This is a genomic window from Mycobacterium marinum (genome assembly GCF_003391395.1).
Lineage (GTDB): Bacteria > Actinomycetota > Actinomycetes > Mycobacteriales > Mycobacteriaceae > Mycobacterium > Mycobacterium marinum.
On the sequence record NZ_CP024190.1, the window covers coordinates 4,115,883 to 4,138,686 of the forward strand.

At 65.8% G+C, this 22,804-nt stretch carries 20 protein-coding genes; 10 read left to right on the plus strand and 10 right to left on the minus strand.

Annotation, left to right across the window (positions count from 1 at the left end):
• The first annotated feature begins 122 nt into the window (after nt 1–122).
• The gene (locus CCUG20998_RS17055; RefSeq protein ID WP_020730449.1) at nt 123–1,331 is read left to right on the plus strand and encodes a multidrug effflux MFS transporter; all 1,209 of its coding nucleotides are present in this window, start codon (nt 123–125) and stop codon (nt 1,329–1,331) included.
• Between the two features lie 23 nt (nt 1,332–1,354).
• On the opposite strand, the gene CCUG20998_RS17060 is transcribed toward CCUG20998_RS17055, so the two are convergent.
• Nucleotides 1,355–2,104 carry a class I SAM-dependent methyltransferase gene (locus CCUG20998_RS17060; RefSeq protein WP_020730448.1) on the minus strand — a complete coding sequence of 250 codons (750 nt, stop codon included), beginning with the start codon at nt 2,102–2,104 and terminating at the stop codon, nt 1,355–1,357.
• A gap of 165 nt (nt 2,105–2,269) precedes the next feature.
• Here CCUG20998_RS17060 and CCUG20998_RS17065 point away from each other — a divergent pair, with 165 nt between their 5' ends.
• Nucleotides 2,270–3,319: an amidohydrolase family protein gene (locus tag CCUG20998_RS17065; RefSeq protein ID WP_020730447.1), complete on the plus strand. Its 1,050-nt coding sequence runs from the start codon at nt 2,270–2,272 to the stop codon at nt 3,317–3,319.
• A gap of 29 nt (nt 3,320–3,348) precedes the next feature.
• Here CCUG20998_RS17065 and CCUG20998_RS17070 read toward each other — a convergent pair whose 3' ends face one another.
• Both CCUG20998_RS17070 and CCUG20998_RS17075 read right to left on the minus strand, forming a co-directional pair.
• Nucleotides 3,349–3,642: a putative quinol monooxygenase gene (locus CCUG20998_RS17070; RefSeq protein WP_012395157.1), complete on the minus strand. Its 294-nt coding sequence runs from the start codon at nt 3,640–3,642 to the stop codon at nt 3,349–3,351.
• 133 nt (nt 3,643–3,775) lie between these two features.
• A complete protein-coding gene (locus CCUG20998_RS17075) occupies nt 3,776–4,324 on the minus strand; it encodes a hypothetical protein (RefSeq protein WP_012395158.1) in 549 nt (182 codons plus the stop codon).
• A 161-nt stretch (nt 4,325–4,485) separates the two neighbouring features.
• Here CCUG20998_RS17075 and CCUG20998_RS17080 point away from each other — a divergent pair, with 161 nt between their 5' ends.
• Nucleotides 4,486–5,496, plus strand: a complete 1,011-nt coding sequence (locus tag CCUG20998_RS17080) for a zinc-dependent alcohol dehydrogenase (protein ID WP_036456311.1) — start codon at nt 4,486–4,488, stop codon at nt 5,494–5,496.
• A gap of 51 nt (nt 5,497–5,547) precedes the next feature.
• Here CCUG20998_RS17080 and CCUG20998_RS17085 read toward each other — a convergent pair whose 3' ends face one another.
• Nucleotides 5,548–5,976, minus strand: coding sequence for a DUF6636 domain-containing protein (locus CCUG20998_RS17085; RefSeq protein ID WP_012395160.1), 429 nt, complete (start codon nt 5,974–5,976; stop codon nt 5,548–5,550).
• Between the two features lie 373 nt (nt 5,977–6,349).
• On the opposite strand from CCUG20998_RS17085, the gene atzF reads away from it, so the two are divergent.
• Nucleotides 6,350–8,056, plus strand: coding sequence for an allophanate hydrolase (atzF, locus tag CCUG20998_RS17100; RefSeq protein ID WP_020730443.1), 1,707 nt, complete (start codon nt 6,350–6,352; stop codon nt 8,054–8,056).
• 22 nt (nt 8,057–8,078) lie between these two features.
• Here the strand turns inward: atzF and CCUG20998_RS17105 are convergent, their stop codons facing one another.
• Nucleotides 8,079–8,714 carry a class I SAM-dependent methyltransferase gene (locus CCUG20998_RS17105; RefSeq protein ID WP_020725830.1) on the minus strand — a complete coding sequence of 212 codons (636 nt, stop codon included), beginning with the start codon at nt 8,712–8,714 and terminating at the stop codon, nt 8,079–8,081.
• Nucleotides 8,711–9,643, minus strand: a complete 933-nt coding sequence (locus CCUG20998_RS17110; RefSeq protein ID WP_020730442.1) for an SAM-dependent methyltransferase — start codon at nt 9,641–9,643, stop codon at nt 8,711–8,713. Before CCUG20998_RS17110 ends, CCUG20998_RS17105 begins: the two co-directional genes overlap by 4 nt.
• Before the next feature lie 113 nt (nt 9,644–9,756).
• Here CCUG20998_RS17110 and CCUG20998_RS17115 point away from each other — a divergent pair, with 113 nt between their 5' ends.
• Nucleotides 9,757–10,173, plus strand: a complete 417-nt coding sequence (locus CCUG20998_RS17115) for a DUF6632 domain-containing protein (RefSeq protein WP_011740684.1) — start codon at nt 9,757–9,759, stop codon at nt 10,171–10,173.
• Nucleotides 10,174–10,252: 79 nt separating this feature from the next.
• A complete protein-coding gene (locus tag CCUG20998_RS17120; RefSeq protein ID WP_020730441.1) occupies nt 10,253–11,095 on the plus strand; it encodes a PhzF family phenazine biosynthesis protein in 843 nt (280 codons plus the stop codon).
• Between the two features lie 236 nt (nt 11,096–11,331).
• On the opposite strand, the gene CCUG20998_RS17125 is transcribed toward CCUG20998_RS17120, so the two are convergent.
• Together CCUG20998_RS17125 and CCUG20998_RS17130 are read right to left on the minus strand one after the other, a co-directional pair.
• The gene (locus tag CCUG20998_RS17125) at nt 11,332–12,663 is read right to left on the minus strand and encodes an RNA-dependent RNA polymerase family protein (RefSeq protein ID WP_038580057.1); all 1,332 of its coding nucleotides are present in this window, start codon (nt 12,661–12,663) and stop codon (nt 11,332–11,334) included.
• Nucleotides 12,656–14,746, minus strand: coding sequence for a hypothetical protein (locus tag CCUG20998_RS17130; protein WP_020730439.1), 2,091 nt, complete (start codon nt 14,744–14,746; stop codon nt 12,656–12,658). Before CCUG20998_RS17130 ends, CCUG20998_RS17125 begins: the two co-directional genes overlap by 8 nt.
• A gap of 257 nt (nt 14,747–15,003) precedes the next feature.
• On the opposite strand from CCUG20998_RS17130, the gene CCUG20998_RS17135 reads away from it, so the two are divergent.
• The 4 genes from CCUG20998_RS17135 to CCUG20998_RS17150 all read left to right on the plus strand — a co-directional run bounded on the left by CCUG20998_RS17135 (nt 15,004) and on the right by CCUG20998_RS17150 (nt 18,865).
• Entirely contained in the window at nt 15,004–15,693 is a 690-nt protein-coding gene (locus tag CCUG20998_RS17135; RefSeq protein WP_231389760.1) for a ribonuclease T2 family protein, read from the plus strand.
• Between the two features lie 539 nt (nt 15,694–16,232).
• Nucleotides 16,233–16,859, plus strand: a complete 627-nt coding sequence (locus CCUG20998_RS17140) for a hypothetical protein (protein ID WP_012395168.1) — start codon at nt 16,233–16,235, stop codon at nt 16,857–16,859.
• 53 nt (nt 16,860–16,912) lie between these two features.
• Nucleotides 16,913–17,632 (plus strand): TVP38/TMEM64 family protein, encoded by a 720-nt coding sequence (locus CCUG20998_RS17145; RefSeq protein ID WP_036456607.1) that lies wholly within the window; start codon nt 16,913–16,915, stop codon nt 17,630–17,632.
• A gap of 102 nt (nt 17,633–17,734) precedes the next feature.
• Complete coding sequence (locus tag CCUG20998_RS17150) at nt 17,735–18,865, plus strand: mechanosensitive ion channel family protein (RefSeq protein ID WP_020730436.1); 1,131 nt, start codon at nt 17,735–17,737, stop codon at nt 18,863–18,865.
• A 51-nt stretch (nt 18,866–18,916) separates the two neighbouring features.
• Here the strand turns inward: CCUG20998_RS17150 and CCUG20998_RS17155 are convergent, their stop codons facing one another.
• Together CCUG20998_RS17155 and CCUG20998_RS17160 are read right to left on the minus strand one after the other, a co-directional pair.
• Nucleotides 18,917–21,868 carry a DUF4349 domain-containing protein gene (locus CCUG20998_RS17155; RefSeq protein WP_020730435.1) on the minus strand — a complete coding sequence of 984 codons (2,952 nt, stop codon included), beginning with the start codon at nt 21,866–21,868 and terminating at the stop codon, nt 18,917–18,919.
• Nucleotides 21,840–22,499 (minus strand): MerR family transcriptional regulator, encoded by a 660-nt coding sequence (locus CCUG20998_RS17160; RefSeq protein WP_020730434.1) that lies wholly within the window; start codon nt 22,497–22,499, stop codon nt 21,840–21,842. The genes CCUG20998_RS17155 and CCUG20998_RS17160 overlap by 29 nt, the downstream gene beginning before the upstream one ends.
• Nucleotides 22,500–22,804 lie beyond the last annotated feature (305 nt).

Here is a 22,804-nt window from a genome sequence, read left to right on the forward strand (position 1 = left end):
CAAGAACTCAGCCTAGTTAATAAGGGCCGGACCGGGGCCGGCACGCCAACACGGCGGACCGTTTTGCCCGTAGGATTCGCAGCTATGCGTCGACGCCACGGGCAGACCGAGGGGCAACGCCCGTGAAAGCATCGGCGCCATCGCGACGGATTGTCGCGGTGCTGCTGTGTGTGGTTCCGCTGAATCAGATTCCGATGGACGCCTACACCCCCGCGCTGCCACAGATGGAAACCAGTATTGGCGCCACCGCTACCGCCTTGCAGTCCACGGTGACGGTGTTCATGATCGGCATGGCCCTGAGCTACCTTGCCGTGGGCATCATGTCAGATGCCTGGGGACGCAAGCCGGTGCTCATGGGCTGCGCGGCCGCGCTGACGGTGACCAGCCTCGCCTGCGCGGCGGCCAACAACGTTGCCATGTTGCTGGTGCTGCGGTTCCTACAGGGCGGTGCGTGTAGTGCCTTCATTGTTGTCGCCATCGCCATTGCCGCAGACTGTTTCGAAGGTGCACAACTAAGATCGGTCAACGGCTTGCTGGGCGCTGCCTGGTCAGCGGCACCGATCGTGGCCCCGGCAGTGGGCGGGTTCATTGTCGAGTACGCCTCGTGGCGCTACGTTTTCGTTTTGATAGCGGCGTTGAGTGTTGTGGTGGGATTGGCGGTCGCCTGGGCGCTACCGGAAACCCTGGAAAAAGAGTCCCGGACCCGATTTGAACTCGGCCGGACGTGGCAGGTTGTGACCGCAACCGCGCGCAACCGCGTGTTCCTGGCATTAGCAGCGGTTTTCGGGTTATTGGCCGGTCCGCAGCTCGCGTTCGGTGTGGCCGCACCGTTTTTGTATCAGGACGAGATGGGCTTCTCGCCCTCAGCCTATGGTCTGATCGCGCTGGTCGTCGGTGTTGCGGTGTTACTGGGCAGCTTTTCGACCGGCATGTTGGCCACTCGCATGGCCTTTCGCCGATTGGCATTTGCCGACTGGACGCTGTACATGGTCGGGGCGGTGCTGCTATTGGGGTCGGCTCCCGTGGTTGGTGTCAATCCCTGGGCGATCACGCTGGCGGTATCGCTGGCGGTCGCGGGGTGCGGCGCGTTGGTCCCGCAGGCGCAGGCCGCAGCACTCGGGGCGTTCAGTCGCAACCTCGGTTTGGTCAGCGGACTGTTCGGCACCCTGACGTACCTGATCATCGCCGCGATCATGGCCATCGTCGGGGTCAGTCCGGAACGCACCCAGGCTCCGCTGGGATGGCTCTATGTGCTTTGTGGCGCACTGGTTTTCGCCGCACTCGCCTGGGTGACGCCACGAGTCCAGGGCGAAAAACCCACGCCGGGCTAGCACACCGCCGGCGGCCCAGCGTGTTAGTCGCGGTCGCATTCGATGACGATCGCGGGCGGATAGTTGAGGTAGTCATCCCAAAAATCGCCCTCGTCTTCGCCCTGAGGTGCCGCCGCCAGATCGGGCACGTGCACCACGAAATCGTGAAAGCCGGCCTGCCGCAGCGCGGCTTCATACGCCGCAATCGGCAGATAGTAGTTTTCGATCACCAGCGGTGCGCCATCGACAAACGCCGTCAACTCGATGGGCGCGCCCTCGAACACGGCATCGGCCAGCTTTATCTGGAAGCCATACTTGCGGTAGTCGGGCACCCGCCCGAATGTGTAAAGGCCCGGGTTGGTGGTGAGGGTGACAAACCGGCCACCCGACCGAACCCGGCAAGCCACCCCGCGACACATCCCAGCAAGCTCGTCGCGATCTCGGGCGTACACCAGCAGATAAGCCGAGATCGCGAGGTCGAAATCCTGTTGTGCCACTTCCTGGCTGACGTCGGCAACGAAATACTCGATACCTAGTGGCTGGTGTGCCTCCTGCTCGCGGGCCAGCCCGATCATTTTCTCGGAGATATCGAAGCCCACAACGCGCGCGGCGCCGGCCCGCCGCATCACGCGGGTGTAGTCCCCGGCACCGCAGGCGATGTCAACCACCTTCTCGCCCGTAACGGCGCCAATGTGTTTCAGAAATGAGTAGGCCTCGATCCTGGTCCGCACCGGGATCGCCTTCGTCTTCTTGTACTGTTCAGCGATTTCGCCCTGGTTGTAGTCAGTGACCATCCTGTCCCCTCTTCCTGTCCTCTGTGTTCGTCCTCTTTCCTCACCCCGGTTGCTGTCCAGCCTATGTTCTGAGCTGGTCAGCGGTTGGAACCCAACGCTGACCGGTCGCCCCCATATTTCTGCGATTCCCGAGACCGACACCAGCGCAGCGGCGAAAGTGGTCACGTGACAGATCGCGCACCGACGGTGGTGGACGCCCACGTTCACCAATGGGACCCGTTTGCCACTCCCCGGGCGGTGTCCGGCGTTGCGAAGATCGTGCGCCGCGCGCCGACGGTGCTTCCAGCGCTGCTGCGGCTTTTTCCACGCGCCTCGCGCGAGTTCATCGGTGACCCGCGCTACCTGCTGGATCGCTACCTACCGGTCGACTACCTCCAAGACAGCTCCCCCGTCGGCGTCGACGCCGTCGTGCACGTGGAAGCCGGGTGGCGGACCAAAGACCCACTGGGCAGCGTGGACGAGACGCAGTGGGTCAGCGCCCTGCCATTCGGCATTGCCGGAGCACCGGCCCTCGGCGCGATCGTGGTGCATGCCGACCCGTCGGCGCCACGTATCGCTGAACTGCTGGACGCACACCTGCAGGCGAGCGCGTTGGTGCGCGGGGTGCGCTGCATCGGCGCGCACAGCGACGACCGCGGCGTCATGAATTGGACACCCAACGCCAATCTGTACTCGAGCGCGGATTTTCGGCGCGGCTTCACCGCGGTGGCCGAGCGCGGGCTCAGCTTTGACATGTGGGTCTACAGCCACCAATTACCCGACGCGATCACGCTCGCGCGGGAATATCCCGACACCACCTTCATCCTCGATCACTACGCCACTCCGGTGGGGGCATACGGTCCATCCGGCAAACACACCGGCACTAGCTCCGCGGACCGCCGCGCCATCCTCGGGCGGTGGCGCGACGACATCTCATCGCTGGCCGAACTGCCCAACGTGGTCGCCAAGCACAGCGGCTTCGGGATGCCGGTGTTGGGCGCCGGAGCACGCAGCCACGACGAACTGCGCGAGGCGGCTGCGCCGCTGATCAGCCACTTGCAGGCGGCCTTCGGACCTGAACGCACCTTCTGGTCCTCGAACTTCCCCATCGACAAGCCCAACGTGGCTTTGCCCCAGACCATTTCGATCCTGCGCGAGGTGCTCGGTGACCAGTTCGACCAGGCTCGGATACTGCGCGACAACGCCAGCCGCGTGTACCGGCTGACCTCGAACTGACCTCAGCGAAGCGTCTTGCGTAAGACCCGTCAGATGTCGGTGGTGGTGTATCTGATCTTGACTGGAGGCGCGGCCAGCAACGGCGGCAGCTCTGTTATCCGTCCGGGGCCGGCACGAAAGCTGCGGTAGGCCTCATCGTGCTCGACGGTGTCCCAAAGCTCGTAGATCAGCCAGTGCGCTTCGTCGTCCTCGTCGACAAGCACGTCGGTGCCGAGGTTTCCGTCGAAGGCCCGGGTATCTTGCAGCGCTCGCCCCAGGACATCACGTGCCGCACCCACAGCCTCGGGCTTGATTCTGAGTTCGAGTGTCACGGTGACTGGCATGGCGGTCTCCTTGTCAGATTTGGTCGTCGGATTTGGTCGAATCGTCTTGGCCAGCGGGCAGATTAGCAGGACCCCGCCACCGGCGTTACCAGGGCATTCCCCCGGTGAACCTACCGAGGTCAAGCCGAGTCTGTCACCACCGCCGCCGGGTCGCCAGCATCAGCATCATCCACAACGCGGCCAGAAACCCCACCGCGACGACGGCAAACGTCACCCATCCGAGCAGCATCGCGGCAGGTCCCGGTGATCTGGTGATCGCCAGCGGGATGCACGCGGTTGGTGGGTGAACGCGGCCCACGGGCGCCGCCACGATCACCACCGCGGCGATGGTCGACGCGAGCAGCCCGGACATGGAGGTGAGCATGCCGATCAACGTGATGGGGACCGTGATCGCCAACCCGGTGGCATAGCAGCTGGCGATGACGTGCGGTCTGCGCCGGTAACGGTTCGGTGAGTGCAGGACGATAGCGGTTGTGCTCGCCATCGCCGAGATCGCGAAAGGTTCGCCCAGGCGCAGCAACAATAGTGCGCTGGGAAGCAGCACCAGCGCACCCGCAACCATCCGTTCGGCCACCGCGATGGCCGGTCTTCTCGGGTTCGTGGCGCCGGTGCGGGCAGCGCCGGTGCTGCCGGCGCTGCCATCAACGTCCTGCCAATACGGCCACCATCGAACTCGAGCCATCCTGGCTATCCTCTCTCGCGGATTGACTCCTTGCAGCGTTCGGGAGCAGGCTCGGTGGCAGCCTGGACCGTCGCCACGTGGGCGTAGCCGCCGGGGCGGCCCCAAACGGTCGCTCACCCGGGCCGACAAATCCAGAATCCGTTGACGACGGGAGCACGCGCATGAGGTCCGCTGTGGTGACGACCCCGGGCCACACCGACGTCATCGAGGCACCCGACCCGCAGGTCGGGCCCAAAGACGTGTTGGTCAAGATCCGCGCCTGCGGAATCTGCGGCACCGATTCGTTCTACATCTCGATCGGTGGCCTACCGCCCCATCGAGGCCGGATGCCGCTCGGGCACGAACCCGCCGGCGAGGTGGTCGCGGTCGGCTCGCGGGTATCTGGCCTCGCCGTCGGTGACCACGTCGTCATCAATCCGATGGCCGCCCCCAACGGCATCATCGGCAACGGCGGAGCCAGTGGCGCGCTGGCGGACTATCTCCTCATCGAGGAGGCGGTGCGCGGGGTAAGCCTGGAGGTCATTCCCGAGCACATACCGTTCGAAGTGGCCGCGCTCAACGAGCCGATGGCGGTGGCCCGCCATGCTGTAAACCAATGCAAGCCAAAGCCTTCTGACAAGATCCTGATCTTCGGTGCCGGCCCAATCGGTCTGGGCGCGGTGCTGGCGTTCAAGTCGGTCGGCGCCGCGCACGTCGCGGTCGCTGATCTCATCCCGTCCCGCCTGGACAAGGCGCTCCAAGTGGGTGCCGACGCGGTCATCAATTCCGCCGAGGAAGATCTCACCCAACGGCTCATCGATCTGCACGGTCCTGGGCAGGCACTGTTCCCTGGCAAGGCGGGCACCGATATCTACCTGGACGCCGCCGGCGCGCCCGCGGCCGTCAACAGCGCGCTGACCAACGCGAAAAAGGGGGCCACCATCGGCATCGTGGCCGTCCACAAGAAGCCGGTCGAGGTCGATCTGGTCACCGTGATGAGCCACGAGATCACCCTGGTGGGATCGATCGGCTACCCCACCGAAATCTTCGACGTCACCAAAGACATCGTCGCCGATTGGCAGAGATATGCATTGATCGTCGACCGCACCATCGCATTCGACAACGTGCAGGATGCCCTTGCCGCCGCCACCGCACCGGGAACGGCCGATAAGATCGTTGTGACTTTCCCCTAGACCGCCACCCGTTGCGCCGACCCCTGACTGCTATCCCTCGCGGGCAGCCGATCAGGACAGCTGATAGCCGTCGCGTGAGATCGAGAAACCTCCGCCGTCGCCGATATCGCGGCAGGTCACCCCCGACGTCTCACTTTCACACTGCAGCGATCCCTTGGTGATCTTGTCGCCGTAGGCCAGCGCCGGCCCGCCGCCCAGCGCGGTGTCACCGGCACAGACGAATCGAGCGGGCTGACCGGCGGTGAGCACGATGCCCTGCCCATAATCCATCATCGACTCGCAATCGGCGGGCCTCGGCGGCGGCGACCAGGTGCGGTCACGGACATCGCAGCGCACCGACGAAGAGTCGATCATGCAGCCGATGTTGCCGCTGGGCGACGTGAATCCGACGATGTCGGCGTGAGCCGTTGCCGGGGCGAGCACGCCGGCCGCGAACGCACCGACAACTGTAACGAGCAGGCGTTTCGGGTGGTGAGTCATTGCTTGGACCCTACTCGTCGGTTGTCGCTGCAAGGCGGGCAAAATGCATCCGTTGCCGGCCGGGACATCCGGCCAACGCCTGCCCCACCCGATACGGCCACCAACCTTGCAGCACAAGCGATTCACCTCGCGACGACATCGCTGCGCAATGGCCAACTCGCCAAGACGTCCAAACATTCAGTTGTTCAACAGGTTTGGCGGATCGACCGGTGATTGATGAGCCCGCGCGCACCGGGCTCGGGGTCTCGGATCGCACGGGTAACCGCAAGGCCACGCCCGCGGGCCGCCGTCTCGGGGGATTGTCTCGGGGGATTATTGTGCGGGTGCCTACCCCCGCCCCCGGCACACCCGCAACGGTGAACGGAGACAATGCATGACCCACGCCCCGACTCCGACCGACCGAGTCAAGGCCGCCTACCGGCGCATCGCCGACACCGATCGGCCCGAAGTATGGATCACCCTGCGCGACCAAGCCGATGTGCTCGCCGACGCCACGGTCATCGAAGGGCGGGTGGCCGCGGGACAAGACCTGCCGCTGGCCGGATTGCTGGTCGCGGTCAAGGACAATATCGACGTCGCGGGTCTACCCACCACCGCAGCCTGCCCCGAGTTCGCCTACACCCCTGACACCACCGCGGCCGCGGTGCAACGGCTCATCGACGCCGGCGCGATCATCCTGGGCAAGACCAACCTCGACCAGTTCGCCACCGGGTTGGTCGGCACCCGAAGCCCTTATGGCGCCGTCCGCAATGCGCAGCACCCAGAGCTGATCTCGGGAGGCTCCAGTTCGGGTTCAGCGGTTGCTGTCGCCCTGGGCATCACCGACCTGGGCATCGGTACCGACACCGCCGGCTCCGGACGCGTGCCGGCCGCCCTCAACGGAATCATCGGCATCAAACCCACCCTGGGCATCATCCCCACCCACGGCGTGGTGCCCGCCTGCGCCGACTACGACACCGTCACGGTATTCGCGGCCGAGCTACCCACCGCGGCGCTCGCCATCGCCACCATGATCGGCCCCGACGCGCGTGATCCCCGCAGCCGGCGCTGGCCATCCGACGCCGCCCTGGCCGCACCCGAGACACCCCGGCTTGCGATTCCCACGCCGGAGAACCTGGCCCCCCTCACCGACACGTACCGGACTGCCTTCCAGCGATGTGTGCAAGCCGCTACCGCCGCGGGCGCCAGCATCGCCACCGTCGACATCAGCACGCTGCTGGATGCGGCCCGCCTGCTCTATGACGGCGCAATCGTGGCCGAACGCTACGCGGCCGTCGGAGAATTCCTCGACACCAACCCGTCCGGCGCCGATCCGACAGTGGCCACCATCATCACCGCGGCGCGCTCCACCACCGGGGCCGCCTTCGCCGCGGACCTACACGCGCTCGCCTATGCGCGCGGTGCTGCGGCCGAACTTCTGGGCCGCTTCGACGCACTGTTGCTACCCACCACCACCGAGCACCCGAGTTTGGCCGCCGTTGCGGCCGATCCGGCCGGGATCAATCGGCGGATGGGTACCTTCACCAACTTCTGCAATTTGCTGGACTTGGCCGCGATCGCCATCCCCGCCGCACCACTGCCGGACGCGAGGCCGTTCGGTGTCATGCTCATCGCCGCGGCCTTCGGCGACCAGGTCGCCATCGACATTGCGGCCCGCCTCAGCGGGGTCAGCACCCCGTTGCTGGTCAATCATGGGGTTGAGCTGGCCGTCTTCGGGGCTCATCTGCGCGGACAGCCACTGCACCCCCAACTACAAGAGCTGGGCGCCCGCTATTGCGGGCCGATCACCACCAGCGACGCCTACCGCCTGACCGTCCTGGACACCACGCCCGCCAAACCCGCGCTCGTGCGCACCGATCCCGGCGCCGGCGCCGGCATCCGCGGCGAGCTCTACCGAATCTCGGAAGCCGGCCTGGGGCGCTTCCTGGCCGCGCTACCACCACCCATGGCGCTGACCGCGATCGAACTCGAAAACGGCAGCGAGGTGGTCGGTTTCACGGCCACCCAGGACGCAACCAGCGACGCGACCGACATCACCGCCTACCGCGGCTGGCTGGCCTATCTGGCCGCGCAACGCTAGAACCGTCGCGACCGAAACGCGGTCAGCTCTTGGTGCCGACGGTGATCAGATCAGGCACCAGCCGCGTCCAGACCGGCCGACGGACGCGGTGCTGATCACTGATGGTGAACCCCGCGCCTTCGAACAGTGCCCGCATCTCGGCCGGCGACGGGCTGTGCTGGGGTTTCCATTTGCTAGCCGCTGGGAGCTGCAGCAGGGGCTGGCGCGCGCTCAGGGATGAGACGGCCACCAGGCCGCCGGGGGCCAAGACCCGATGAAACTCCCGCAACGCCGCCGGCTGATCGAAGAAATGAAATGCGGTGGTGGTAACCACGGCATCGAGCGCGCCGTCATCGAACGGCAGTTGCTCCGCCGGGCCGCGCAGCCACCGCACCCGATCGGATTTAGCCCGGGCCTGGTCGAGCATCCCGTGCGACATGTCTACACCGTAGATTTCGTCAGGGTGCAGTTCGCGCTCGATCCGAGCACTGAGAATGCCAGTGCCGCACGCAATATCAGCAATCCTGCGAGATTTGTGGGCGCGCAGCTGGGCGAGAACCTCGTCATGGGGCGGGCGGTATACCCATTGCTGCAGGATTGCCAAGTCGTAGGCCGGGGCCAACAAACTCCAGATCCCCGTGACGGCGTCGTTGAAGCCCCGGCGCGGCACCGTCGTCATGCGGTCAGGACCGAACTGTAGTAGATCGTGTCTGCCATGGTCACCGAGTCATTGTTGTGCGGGATCGGCGCGGCACCGTTGTCGGCCAACAGCTGACTCATCTGGGTGCCGACCGACTGCCAGCCCAGGTTCTGCAGATACAACTCCACATCCGCTCGGTCACCCTCATAGCCGAGATCACCGAACTCCAGCTCAAACCCGTGCTCACGCCATCTGGCGGTGGCCTTGCGCATCAATTCCCGCGCCTTTTCGGCGTCTTGCTGCGGCCTGTTCGGGATCGCCTCGCAGGCCAGCCGGCTGCCCGTGGCGCTGAGCGCGCTGATGTTGTTCAGCAGTCGGTCCTGAGCTTCCGGAGGGAGATAGCCGAAGAGCCCCTCAGCAATCCACGCGGTAGGGCGACCGGCGTCAAAACCCGCTTCCGTCAAGGCCTTCGGCCAGTCTTGACGCAGATCGACGGCCACCGTGCGCAAGTCGGCTCGCGGTACTGCGCCCAGCCCTGCCAACGTGGTGGTCTTGAACGCGATCACCTCCGGCTGGTCTATCTCGAAAACCGTCATCCCGGCCGGCCAATCCAATCGGTAGGCGCGCGCGTCCAGGCCCGACGCCAGGATCACCGCCTGACGGACGCCGGCGCGGGTCGCATCCTGAAAGAACGCGTCGAAGAAGCGAGTCCGCACGGCCATCGCATCTGGCATCTGCGCTAGCTGCCAACCAGACTCCGTATCGTCGACGTCGGCTACCACCAGATCGCCGGTGACCCAGCGCGTGAAAAAGTCCACGCCGACTGCACGAACCAGCGGTTCGGCGAACCTGTCCGCAATCAAGGGGTTGTCGGCATTGGTGGCGATCGCCCGCGCCGCCGCCACCATCGTGGCCGTCGCCCCCACACTGGTGGCCAAGTCCCAGCTGTCGTTGTCTGTGCGTGGCATGCGCCCTCCGATGTCGAAGCCGAAAATACTTAGTCAGTATAACCACTATCCCGGTGCGGGCTGGACCGGCGTAAAATTGATGTCTCAATGGCAGTAACCGAAAGCGTCGCGCGATGCCGAACCTCGACACGAACACCCAGAATCGGACCAACTTGTTACGGGCGGCGCTCATCGCCGTCGGCTTGATCTTCACCTTCGCCGTCTACCCCCTCACCATCATCTGGCCATCCGGCTGGAGTTGGGGTCATGGGTCATCGCATTACCTCACGATGATCATCGGCATCTACACCACACTTGGCGTCTTCCTTCTGATCGCGGCACGAGATCCGCTGGCCCACCGCAGCCTGATCTGGTTCACGGTGGTATCGAGCGTCGTTCACGCCGCGATCATGGCCGCGCAGGCGATCGGCGACCCACACGAGCGCGGCCACCTGGCCGGTGATGTGCCCGCTCTGGTGATCGTCGCCGTTGTCCTGGGTCTGTTGATGCGGGGCGCCGAAACCCCGCGACGAGTCCAGACACCCGGGTAGGCCCATCTAGGGCCCGCTCGGGCCAACTACGATCGGCGGCGAAACCTTGCCAGCTAGATATCCGAAAGGCCCAACGCCGGTGGCCCGTTCATATGATTTTGCTCAGGTCGACGTGTTCTCTGCGACGCCATATATGGGTAACCCGGTCGCGGTCGTTCTCGACGCGTCCGGGCTGGACGACGAAACGATGCAGCGCGTCGCCCGCTGGACGAACCTCTCGGAGACGACTTTCGTGCTGCCGCCCGAAGACCCGAACGCCCACTACAAGTTGCGGATCTTTACTCCTGGTGGGGAGCTTGCTTTCGCCGGTCACCCCACCCTCGGCTCGGCGCATGCCTGGCTCGAGCACCGCGAAAGCCCAGGCTGTGCGGATCGCATCGTGCAGGAATGTGGCGCGGGCCTGGTGCAGCTGCGTCGCCATCACGGCATGCTGTCGTTCGCCGCCCCACCCATGCGACGCACGGGCGATCTGGACGAGGCTTATCTGACGCAGATCGTCGCCGCATTCGGCATTGCTCGCGACCAGGTGCTCGCCCACCAATGGGTTGACAACGGTCCCGGATGGGCGGTCGTGCAACTGGCCACCGCCCAAGAGGTGCTCGACCTTGAACCTGACTTCTCACAGATGTCCGCTGCCATGGTGGGGGCGATCGGCGCCTACCCGTCGGGTTCGGAGCACGCGTTTGAGTTGCGCACCTTCGCTCCCGGGGTCGGGGTCGCCGAAGATCCGGTGTGCGGCAGCATGAACGCCGGCGTCGCCCAGTGGCTGACCAGCACGGGCACCGCGCCGCTGAGCTACACAGTCTCCCAAGGGGCGCGTCTGGCCAGAGCCGGAGAAATATCGATAACCACCGATCCCGACGGTGTCGTTTGGGTCAGCGGGGCCACGAGAACCTGCTTCAAAGGCACCGCCCTGTTCTAGCAACGCCGCACCGCTACCGGCGCTACCCGTTGTAGCCCGTCGAAGAGGGGCTCGCACCGACCGTGGACCAGGTCATCGGGTCCGGCCCCTGGCCGCAACCCGGCAGCGCGCAAGAGAGGACGCGGGAAAAAACGGAAAAAGTGAGGGATCGAAAGCCGTAGCCTCTGTGGTCCCTCGAAAAAGCCGCATGAAAGCGGGGTCCGCGCCCTCCCCATGATCGAACCGCATGCCGGCAATCACCGCAAGTTGCGCACCTGCACGAGCGAAACCAGGCCCATCTGGTGCCGCAGCGTCCTGGGCGGAAGCAGCCGAAAGCCGTGCACACCCGGCCGGCCCGTGGCGACCTGGACGATCTTGCGCGCGATGCGGAAATCCACGTCCTTGAGCACTCCCCGATCCGTTGTCGTCTCCAGCAGTGCCGATAGGCCGGAAACCGCAAAGGGATTCGTGACATCGAGCATCACGTTGGTGGCCTCGACGAGCTGGCGCGCCCGTTCCTCGGCCGGCATTCCCGACAGGGCCGATCCGGTCGCGTCCAGGCGCGTCGTGATGCGACCGACGAGGCGACGCAGCCGATGAGGCGCCAGCGCCATCGTCCCGGCATGGGTGACGGACATCCCGAGACAGTCGATCCGGTTGCGGCCGCGGTAGGCCGGATCGGAGGCGCACGGTTGGCCGGTCGCGCTCAGGGTGGTGCGAAGCTCTTTGGCGAGCTTGCGTTTGACGCCCAACTCGTCAAGCAGCGCATCGATTCGCGCATCCGCCTCGTGCAGCGCCGCGAGGTCAGGATGAGCGATGAGGAAGTCATCGTTGTACCGCGCGTAAAAGATGCCTTCGATACCGACGATCGCCCGGTCCATGGGTATGACCGCCAGATTGCCCAGCACCGGAACAAGCGGTGTTCCCATCGCGACGCCGTAGCGCCGGGTGAACTGGGCCCCGCTCTCATCGCGCACGATGGGGCGGGCCAGCGCGGTGATGAGGTCCCAGGTGTGAACCCCGATGCGGCCCTTCGAACTACCGAGTGTCGCGATCTCGCGCAGCGTTGGCCACAGCGCCGCGTCCGGACCGACCGGCAGACTGTCACCGTAGTGTTCGAAGTCTGACTGCAAGACATACAGCGGCGGGCCTTTGTCGCCCACCCGGTCGCGGTGAGCTCGCACATAGCCGGCAAGAGCACGCACCGCCGCAACATTCGTCAGGCCAGGCAGATAGGAGTAGACGCCGGGCAGGCCGTAGCAGCGCGCGTTATGCGAAAGCAGCTGAAACAGAGCCGAACCCACGACGTGATCGCTGAACGCGGGCGTGTGGGCGGCGCGTACTTTCCCTTTGGTCTCGAGCATCCAGAGGTCGACCGGCTGCGGTCGGTATCGGCCGCTGCCGACACCGCGGGCTATCGCCCGCGACAGCGTGCGCCGCTGGCTTGCGGTGCCAAAGTAGGTGACGCCGCCGGCCGCCTCACCGAAGGCCAACCCGCGCCGGCGCTTCTTGGAGAAGATCCGCAGAATAGCGTCTTCGTAGGTCTTCGGATCCGCCAGTCGCCGCTCGATGTCAACGGGTTCAACCATGGCGGCCCAGCCCCGTCTCCATGGTGCCCCAGCTGAACCGCCAGGCCTTCATGGTTTGCAGCCAGCGCCTGAACACCGCGGGTTCGGGGTCGGGAGGCAGCAGCATGAGCCGACGCAGCCTGCCATCGTGATACAGCGGCGTGAGCAGGCGATCAGCCAAGGGAACCACGATGGAGCCGCCTTCGAGGCTCGCTATTGCCGCGGGCAATGCCGCGGTCAACACACCGTGGTGGAGATTGCGCATGTCTCGTGCCCCCGCGAACGTATCGAGGTCGAAAACGATGCCGTCCGGAAAGAGCACATGAAACTCGGCGCAAAGCGTTTCAACATCACCCGACTGCGATGTCACATCGTCCATTGGCAGGATCCATTTTTCGGCGATCAGACGGTCGAGGGCGGCCGCTCCGGTAGTCATCGGCATGCCCAACGAGTTGCCGCGGTTGGCAGCGCCCCCGGTGATCGCCTGGAGCGCCAGATGCGGCTGCGGTGCGGTATCGCCGTTCGCGGCTCGCTGGTAGTAGACAAGAATCGTTGCCGACCGAAACGCGAAATGCCCTTTGCCACTGAAGTTTTGCCGCATCAGCGCCACCGCGGCCGATCTCTGCTTGGCCGCGATCGAGTCCGGGATGGTGATGCTGCCGACCAGGACTGGCCCCTGCTCACGGGCGAGCGCACGCATCCAGTCACCCAACATCAGCAGCGTGGGCGGCGCAGGTGGGCGGCGGTCTCGATAATGCTGCAGGTCGATCAGCACGACAAGTTGAGCGATCAGCGCGGCGGTGATCTGAATCAGGTCAGAGGCGGGGTTGCGGTCCATCCATACCAGCCACAACAAACCGGCCAGCAACACGACAGTCAACAGGTGGGTGCCGAAACGACCTTCGGAGAACAGGCGGATCTGGTACATCCCGATCAAACTGCGCACGACAAAAAGCGGAAGCAACGCAAACAGGAAGCTCAGCGGAATGTCGTGCAGGACATAGGTCCCGAGCACGGCAGCAAGCGACCAGAAGAACAGGGCGATGAGCGGCGTCATCATCAGGAGACGGTGGAAGAAGAAGAGCCGAAATTCCCTGAGCGCCGGGATACTGCGCAGCCGGACGAAATCGAAATAGAAAAGCCCCGCGCCCTCGAAGGCGCCGCAAAACAACGGCAGCACCAGATAGAAGAACTGGAACACATCAACGTGCCGCCACGCCGCCACACCGGCGGTGAGATCAAACGATCGCGTGCTCGTCCCATACACGCCGACAATGGCAAGCACGATGATCGCGTCCATGCGCAACACAAGTCCCGACAGCGTTGTCTGCAGACCAAGCCAGGGCGGGATCTTGGGCAACAGCCGCCAGAATGCGTACCAGGGTGCCCCCAGTTTCGGCCACAGCCCGGTCAGCCGATAGACCTCGAGGGTGAAGTGCACGGTGCCCCAAATGCCGATGGCGTTGGACGCGACGATCGCAATGATGATCGCGGCGGTGGGATACCAGTAGAGGCCGGCGGTGAGAATTCCCAGCTGAACGAAGGTGGGAGCGAACATCAACCATCTAGGCCGGTAGATGCGCCGAGTGGCATAGATCCCGGAATGGATCACCCGGACCGGAAAGCCGAGCGCCAGTTCCAGGACCACCAGAAGTGCATAGAGGTGCGCAATCGAGTCGTCGCCCGAGGGGCGCAACAACGTCAGTGCAGCACCGGCACCGATCATCAAGACCACGGCCACAATCACCGAAAGAACCAACCAAGAACCAATTTCACGTTCGGCCGCATCCCGGTCCCCGGCCCGGAAGAAACCCCTCAGCCGCTCCCGCATCACTTCGAGCAGCCCCCACCAGCCGCCGCCGGCGATCAGGCTGCCGATTCGCAGCACCATGACGGTAAACACGGCCAGCCCACCGAGGCTGGAGAGCAGCAGCAGGAATTCGATGACGTGAACGGCGAATCGGCTGGTGTCGAGCAGGAACGCGGACCGCAGCCGGTAGCGGAAGTAGGCGAAGATCCGGCCGGTGAGCAGGCTCGTGTAGAGAGAAACCAAGCGGCCTTCCCGGCGCGCTCTGCGCTGGAACCAGCGATCGATCTCGTTCACGAGACGCGTTTCCGGCGCCGCGAGCTCGTCGGCTTCGGCAAACACATGTGATCTTTGGCGGGCGATCCACCAACGTTGACACACGGACGTGAAAAGCTGTACTGCGTTACTGGTTTGGGCGAGTGCGGGAATCTCCCACTCGACACCGCTGAGAAGAGTGGACCATGCAACTGCGGCGAGGCGATAAGGCTGTACTTTCGATATCGGCCGGTCTCGCGGCGATTGTCGTCGCGGCCGTCGCCTTCAGCCTGCTCGTGGTGGACCGCTCGCCGCCACCCTCCAAACAACCCGGCAACAGCAGCTCGAGCCTGCTCGTGATGACCTGGGGCCCCAGCCTGTGCCGGGTGGAGCGCAACAACTCCGGATGCAGATCCGGTCACGTCGAGAAGTTGGGGCGGGCATTGATCCTGCACGGGCTCTGGCCCCAACCCCCAACCGAACAGTTCTGCGACGTGCCAAAGGCGGACGAAGGTCGGGCTCGTGACCATCTACGCGATACCGACATCGCGTCGCTGGATCTGCCGCAGGACGTGCAATCGAAGTTGCAGTCGATGATGTCGGACATCAAGGCCATGGTGCCCCACGAGTGGTATGCGCATGGCAGCTGTTCCGGCGTCACACCGGCGGTCTACTTCAGCGATGCCGTGACACTCGCCGACCAGCTCGGCAGGATCCTCGATCCGGTGTTCGAGAAGGCGCAGGGCCGGCAATTGTCGCTCGGCACGATACGCGAGCGCATCGATGCCGAACTGGGCGACGGGGCGGGCGAGCGCGTCAGTCTCACCTGCCGCGATGTCGACAAGAAAGAGATCGTCGTCTACGAGGTGCAACTGTCGCTTCCTCCCGTCGCCGAACTTAGCGCCACCCAGAGCACCCTGTCGCTGCAAGACTTGCTCTTCAAAGGCCCAACGATATCCGCCCAATGCCTGCGTGGACGTGTGCCGTGAGGATTTGCTCAAGTTTTGCGAACTCCACCGCTACATAAACCCAACGCCGTCGGTGGCGGTCGTTTCGCGGGTACCATCCCACCTCGCATCTGCACCCCGGTCAACCGCATACGGACTTCGATCCCGTGTCACCGGCCCGGGCATCAAACCGACACGGCAAGCGGGTGACCGGCCGGTGAATGCCCGGCCCGAGCGCCGCGATGAACCTGAATCCGAAACCAGCGGGCCATCATCCATGCGATAGATACGCCCACGGAAATGGATGCGCGCCGGCCGGACGACGAATCCGTCCTACCTACAGCACGTCGACTTGCCGGTCGGGCCCCGACGAATCGACTGCCGCACCGCAACCAGGGAACATCACGCCGATACCCTCCCGGGGTAGGGTATTATCCTTCGGCGCCCGAGCTGATTAGCATTCCCGCTGTGGGTACGCCGGGCATCAGACATTTTGCCCGCCCAATCGCTGGACCGTGGTTTGGCGACCGGCCGGGCACCAGCTCATGCACCAATCCGAAATTCAAGAAGTAGGAGAAAGCATGCATATTGCGCTAGTTCGAGCGGCGGCGGTCGCGGTGCTCCTGTCCCCCGGCTTCCTCGCCGTCGGCTGTGGTTCGGACTCGACGAAGTCCGGACCAACCACGCCGACCCAGTCGACGGCCAGCGGGGCGTCTTCGACAACCACGGCCCAGGCCAGCGGCGGTGAATGCCCCGCGGCGACCGCGGTCAACGTCAGCTCGACAAACGGCGGCTACCCGGATGGGATCAATTGGTCCACCGTCTACGCGGCGGCAGATCGCCCGCTGGCCGGCCTGGGGGGTGACGGCAGGGCGATCGTGGTGTACATCGGCACCACCAAGCGTCCGCTGGCGGAGCTCAAGGATCGCAAGATTGAACTGGCGGCCGACGAAGCGTTCCTCAAGCTGGAGTTCACCAACGGCGCGCAGAATGCCGGGGAAGGCGACTACACCACCTCCAGCGACCGCAAAGACCCCAACACGTTCGATCTCTCGATCCGGGTGACCGGACGAACGACGGTGCAGATGTCGCAGGCAAAGGGCAAGGCCCAGCTGGTCACCGACGGTAACCGGGTCTGCGGCAACTTCGACATTGCGGACAAGTGGACGTCGGCGTCTGGCACCTTCGTAGCCGAGGTGGCAACCTAGCCCGACCAGCCGGTTCATCGGCGTGCGTGTGGTGCGGCAGGATGGATATCACCATGACCGACACCGCGACCGATCCTGCGCCCCCAACCGCCAGCCGGGGGCGTCACCTGGTGCGGCTCGCGCTGTTCGCCGGGTTCCTGCTCGGGATGTTCTATCTGGTTGCCGTGGCCCGTGTCATCGACATCGCGGGGATCCGTAGCGCGATCACGGCGACGGGCCCCCTGGCGCCGCTGGCGTATGTCGTGATGTCGACCGTCCTCGGCGCGGTGTTCGTCCCGGGTCCGATCCTGGCGGCCGGCAGCGGCGTGCTGTTCGGCCCGGTACTGGGCACATTCGTGACCCTAGGCGCGACGGTGGGCACCGCGGTGGTCGCCAGCCTGCTCGGCCGACGCGCGGGCCGGGACAGCGCCCGTGTCCTGCTGGGCACCGACCGCGCCAATCGTCTCGATGCACGGATCGAACGTCAGGGGCTGTGGGCGGTGGTTGGCCAGCGCTTCATCCCCGGCATCTCGGACGCACTGGCCTCCTACACCTTCGGGGCCTTCGGGGTACCGCTGTGGCAGATGATCCTCGGGTCGCTCATCGGATCTGCGCCGCGCGCGTTCGTCTACACCGCACTGGGTGCCACCATCATGAACCTGTCGTCCTGGCTGGCGTACGCGGCCATCGCCGTCTGGTGCGTGACCGCGATCGTCGGGGCAGTCACCGCGCGGCGCGAGTACCGCAAGTGGCGTGAGCGCGCGAGCGACCCGGCGCCGGCCGAGTCGGCCTAGGTTCATCCGCGTCGACGACGACACCATCGGGTGACGGCTGGGCGGCGCTGCCGTACGGTCGCCAGCGACCCGTGAATCTTGTTTGGAAGGTGAGCGCACGCGATGCCGGAGCAGTCTCAGGTCCCATCCGCGGCCAGTGTCGCCGTGAGTCTGGCGTGGGTGGGCGGTGCGCTGGTCGGCGCCTACCTGCTCGGCGTGCTGTTGTCGTGGATATTGAAACGCATCGGCCGGCGCAGCGAACTGCTGCGCGATATCGCGCCGCTTACCCGCAAGCCGCTTCGGGTCACATTGATGGTGATTGCCGCGATTGTCGCGGTACACGGTTCCGTGCACGGTGCCGTGGCCTTACACGGCTGGGTTGACCACACCCTGGTGCTGCTGTTGATCGCCGCCATCACCTGGCTGGTGGCCAGCCTGGTGCTCGTCGCGGAGCGGCGCGCGATCAATCAGTTCGGTGGCGGTGACGCGACGATGACCGATGCCGATCTGCACCGCAGACGGATCCGGACCCAGGTGACGACGCTGCGCAGGCTGGCGGTGGCCGCCGTGGTGCTGTTGGGTCTGGCGGCGGCCCTGATGACCTTCCCCGCCTTCGCCGCGCTCGGCACCGCCCTGTTGGCCTCCGCGGGCGTGCTGTCGGTGGTGGCCGGTCTTGCCGCGCAGACCTCGCTCGGTGCGGTCTTCGCCGGTATCCAGATAGCGTTCTCCGACGCCATCCGCGTCGGCGATGTCGTTGTGCTCGAGGATAAATGGGGCCGCATCGAGGAGATCACGCTGACCTATGTGGTGGTAAACCTCTGGGACCAGCGACGGCTGGTCTTGCCCACCACTTACTTCACCACGACACCATTTGAGAACTGGACGCGCAACGCCACCGAACTGCTGGGCACCGTCGAACTCGACGTCGACTTCGCGGTTGGGCTGCAGGCGATGCGCGCCGAACTGCAGCGTCAGCTGGCCGGCAGCGAACTTTGGGACCAGCGCGTTGGCGCGTTGCAGGTGACCGACGCCGTCGGCGGCCACGTGCGGGTGCGGATACTGGTCAGTGCGCCCAATGCCGGCGCCCTGTGGGACCTGCGCTGCGCGGTCCGCGAAGGCATGGTCGACTGGTTGCAGCGCAACCAACCCGCAGCCCTACCGCGCTGGCGCGTTGCGCATTCCGACACCCGTTGCGCCGAACAGCCTGCATGCCGCGACGCCGGAAGCGGCGAAAATGAGCAGGCCCCTGGCTGATCGACTTCGCGATCGGCTGCTCCGCGGTCCAGTGTGGCCCGAACACCTGCCCTACGACTCCGTTTCCGAGTCCCCGTCGGTGCCATGGCCGACTCGGGAGGCACGCGAAAAGATCTTGCGGCGCAACACCCAAACGACCGCCAGCACCAGCACGCCTAGTACCGGGATCCAGGGCAGCAGAAATCCAATGGTCAACACCAGGCCATCGACAGTGGCGATCAATGACTGCCATCCACGTTCGAGGGCTCCGAGGAAACCACCGGGCGCCACCGTCGGTTTGGACGAGAGAGTGACATTGATTGTTGCATAGGAGATTTCGTCACCGAGTGTGGCGCGCTGGGCCCGCAGCGAGTCCAGCTCGGCCTGACGCTCGGTCAGCGACGACTCCGCGGCGAGCAGGTCGGCAACACTGCCCGCCCGGCCCATCAGCTCGCGCAGGCGATTCACCGATGTTTGCAGAGCCTCGATGCGGGCGTCGAGGTCGACGCGTTGGGACGTGACGTCGGTGTGGCCGATCGACATCGATTCCACTTCACCGAGATTCTTCGCGTCGGCCAGAACGCCGTCGAGCTTGTCGGCGGGGATGCGCACGACGAGGCTGACCGTGGGCGAGGAGGCCCCGGAGCGTTCCGAGCGCGAGTCGACCCTGCCGCCGGCGTCGGAGACCGCGACTGCCAGCTGGTCGGCGGCTTGGGCGGGCGCTGCGACGACCATCTGCAGCGATCCGTTGGTGATGATGTCCCGTTTGTAGGTTCCGTCCGCCGGGGTCCTTGGTGGCGGCGGCGCCTCCGGCAACGAGACCGTGTTCTCGGTGCCGCCGAGGCTGCCCTTGGTCTCCGGAATCCCGATTGAATCCGCGATTTCGGGGGGCGTGCCGCCCACTATGCCGGTGCTTTGATCACGCGTCGCGGTGGACAAGCTGTCGCCGCTAAGCGACCAGATCCAGCCGGTGCCAACCAGCAGCGCACTGACCAGCGCCACCGCAACTACGTTGCGTAGCTTGACCGTTCGCACTTTCGATCGCTTGGCTTCCGAGTCGCCGCGGGCGGATCCTTCCACCCGGCGGGTCGCTACCGCATTCTGCGACGCGCCCCTGACTCGCGGCGGGCTTTGGGGGGCCGGCACCGCGACGGGCTGGATCACCCGGTGGTGCAGCGCGCCCTCGGCTACCACGCGGCCGTCCCGAAGTTCACCGGCGACATAGGCGGTGAACCTGCACAAGACACCGAAGCGCAGCGACGTGTCGACGATCCGCGTCGCCACGTCGTCTCGGGTATCCGCCGGCGCCGCGGCGTAGCCGTCCTCGAGGTCGCGCAGGTGGGCCCGCGCCCATTGCGCCGTCACGGCTGGGACCGCGCAGCGCTCCGCGGCCACGGTGATCGACCAGTCCGCGCCCGCCTCGGTGGCGCCGCGCACGGTCAGCGAGCCGGGCGCACTCCCCCGATACCGTCCGGACACCACCAGCGGCACCCCGGGCAACAGGTCGGGCAACCGAGCCGGGCTCACGGTGTCCTCGATAGCTGTGAACCCCGCGGCACGTACTTCCAGCCCGGTCGCCAGCGGCGTCCGTGCGCAGCGCTGGATGACGCCGGGCAGGGCCTCGTCGAGGCGGTCCTCGTTGTCCACCAGCACGCAGCGTCCCCCGCCGACACCGGCCAGGCGGCGCAGGAATCCGGCGTTGACGGCCTCATCGACACCGATCGTGTGCAGCCGTACCCGCCCCAGATCGCCGGACAGCTCTTGCAGCAGCTGGTCCTCGTTGCCGACCTGCCCGTCGGAGATCAGGATGAGCACCGCATCATCGGTGTCGGCCACCTGCTCCCGGCCCAACAGGGCCAGCGCCCGCCGCAACGGCGCGAGCATTTCGGTGTCGCCGCGCGCTTCGACGCGAGCGAGGTGCTCGACCGCGCGATAGCGATGCCGGTCACTGGCCTCGGTCAACCCCGCGGGCAGACCGACCGGATACTCGATGCCGTCATCGAAGGTCAGCACCGCGAACCGGTCGTCGCTGGTGAGCGCGTCCACGATGCGGGATGCGGCGCGGCGGGCGGCGGTCATCTTCCACCCGGCCATGCTGCGGGAGCGGTCCAGCACCAGCACCAGGTGCCGTGGGCGCGGTGCTGCGACACCGGCCGGCGGCAGCACCGTCAGCTGGTAGGTGCCCTCGTCGCCGTCGGCATCGGGAACCAGCACCAGCGAGCTGGCGAGTTCCTGCGCGTCGTAGTCCAGCCGCAAGACGAAATCCCGGTTGGCCGGTGCACCGGGTGTCACCTGTATCCGCCCATCGGCACCGGTCACCGCGGGCATGTTTGATCGCACCTGCGACAGGTTGAAACCGGCGGGGTCGATCCCAACGTCGATGGTCACCGGAACCGAGTGCGCAAATCCTGCCACCAGCATCGGCGGGGTGATCCGAGATGCGTCGGGGACCGCATCCGTGTCGTCGGCGTAGCCGTCGCCGACAGCAATATCGGCCAGCGGTTCACCCGGGATGTAGCGGGGTGCGACCACCAATGGGAAGCGGAATGTTGCCTCACCATCCTCGTAGGTCAGGGGGTTGATGATGGTGAGCGCGACGGTGACCCGTTGACCGGGCACGATATTGCCGACCCGGATAGTGAACACGTCCGGCCGATCCTCCTCGAGGATCCGGGCCGATCGCCCCGATGCGATGGCCTCGTCATAAGCGCGGCGAGCAGCCTCACGCTCGCGCAACTCGGCCTCAACATCGCGCCCGTCGACGCTCACCCGCATGCGGGTGACCGCCGCACTATCTGGCAGCGGGAACACGTAGCTGGCTTCCAGGGCTACGTCGAAAACGTTGACGAAGTCTTGCCTCAGCTCGACTCGGCTGGTGAGTCCGGTGATATCGACCCCAACATCGACGCGTTCGAGTGGCAGGCCGCCCCGGTCGGTGCTCAGCGCGCCCGGGCCAGGCTGGCCGTCGGCGGCGACGGGGCCGGTCGTATCGGCCTCAGTCGTCGGCGTGATACGCACGGTCATGATGGGCTCCGTTCATCTCATCCTGGGATAGCAGGCCCGACAGCAAGCCGCGGTCGGCCAACAGTTGCAGCAGTGGCCGGGCGGCCGCACGGATCGCGTCCAGATCGTCGTCACCGGGGCGGCCTTGGCCCTCGGCGGGCAGCAACAGCGTTACCCCGCCAGGCAGGCTTACCGCCGCAAGCGACGTGACAGTGTCAGCACCGCCACCGTCGGTCGCCGGTTCTACGGTGACCGGCCGATCGGCCCAGAAGCGGCTGCGGCGGCTCGGGTGGACCTCGGCCGACGCCCGCGCCTCGGCCGTCACCAGTTCGTCGGGAACGGCGGCCACCCTGCTCAACGTTTCATTGGTCGCTCCGGCCAGCTCGGCTTGAATGTCGGCCAACGAACGGCCCTCAGCCTGGCGGCGTTTGACCGCAATGACCTGCAGCAGGTGCCGCGGGCCATACAACGCGGTGCGCCCCTGCATGACCGGCCGGTCGATGAGCCCGGTGGTGGTGTACCACCGCACCGAGCGTCGATCGGGAAGCTGGCGGACCCGGCCGTTGGGCGCTCCCGGGTAGGCGGGATCGGCCAGCCCGGCGGCAACCCGTCGCACCAGCTCGTCCAGCGTCCACGACGCCCGCTCGGCCATGCGTCGATACTGACACTGTCACGGTTACACTGTCAACGTTTGGGTGTCTCCGACCTTGAAGCGTTGCGACGACGGCCCAACCGATCCGGGCGGATCTTCGGACCTGGGCAAGTCGGCGCCCACCGGCCCAGGCGGAATTGATCCGGGCGATCCGCGATCAAGCGCGGCAGCAACACGGCAGCCCGACTGGGCGGCTCACGAGCACGATTCGGTAATCCCACCGCCAACGGCTCGCGTCTCACCCAGAATAGGGAGTCGTGAACGGTGCTGCTCCCCTAGGCGGGCCAGAGGGTTGATGGCGGAAA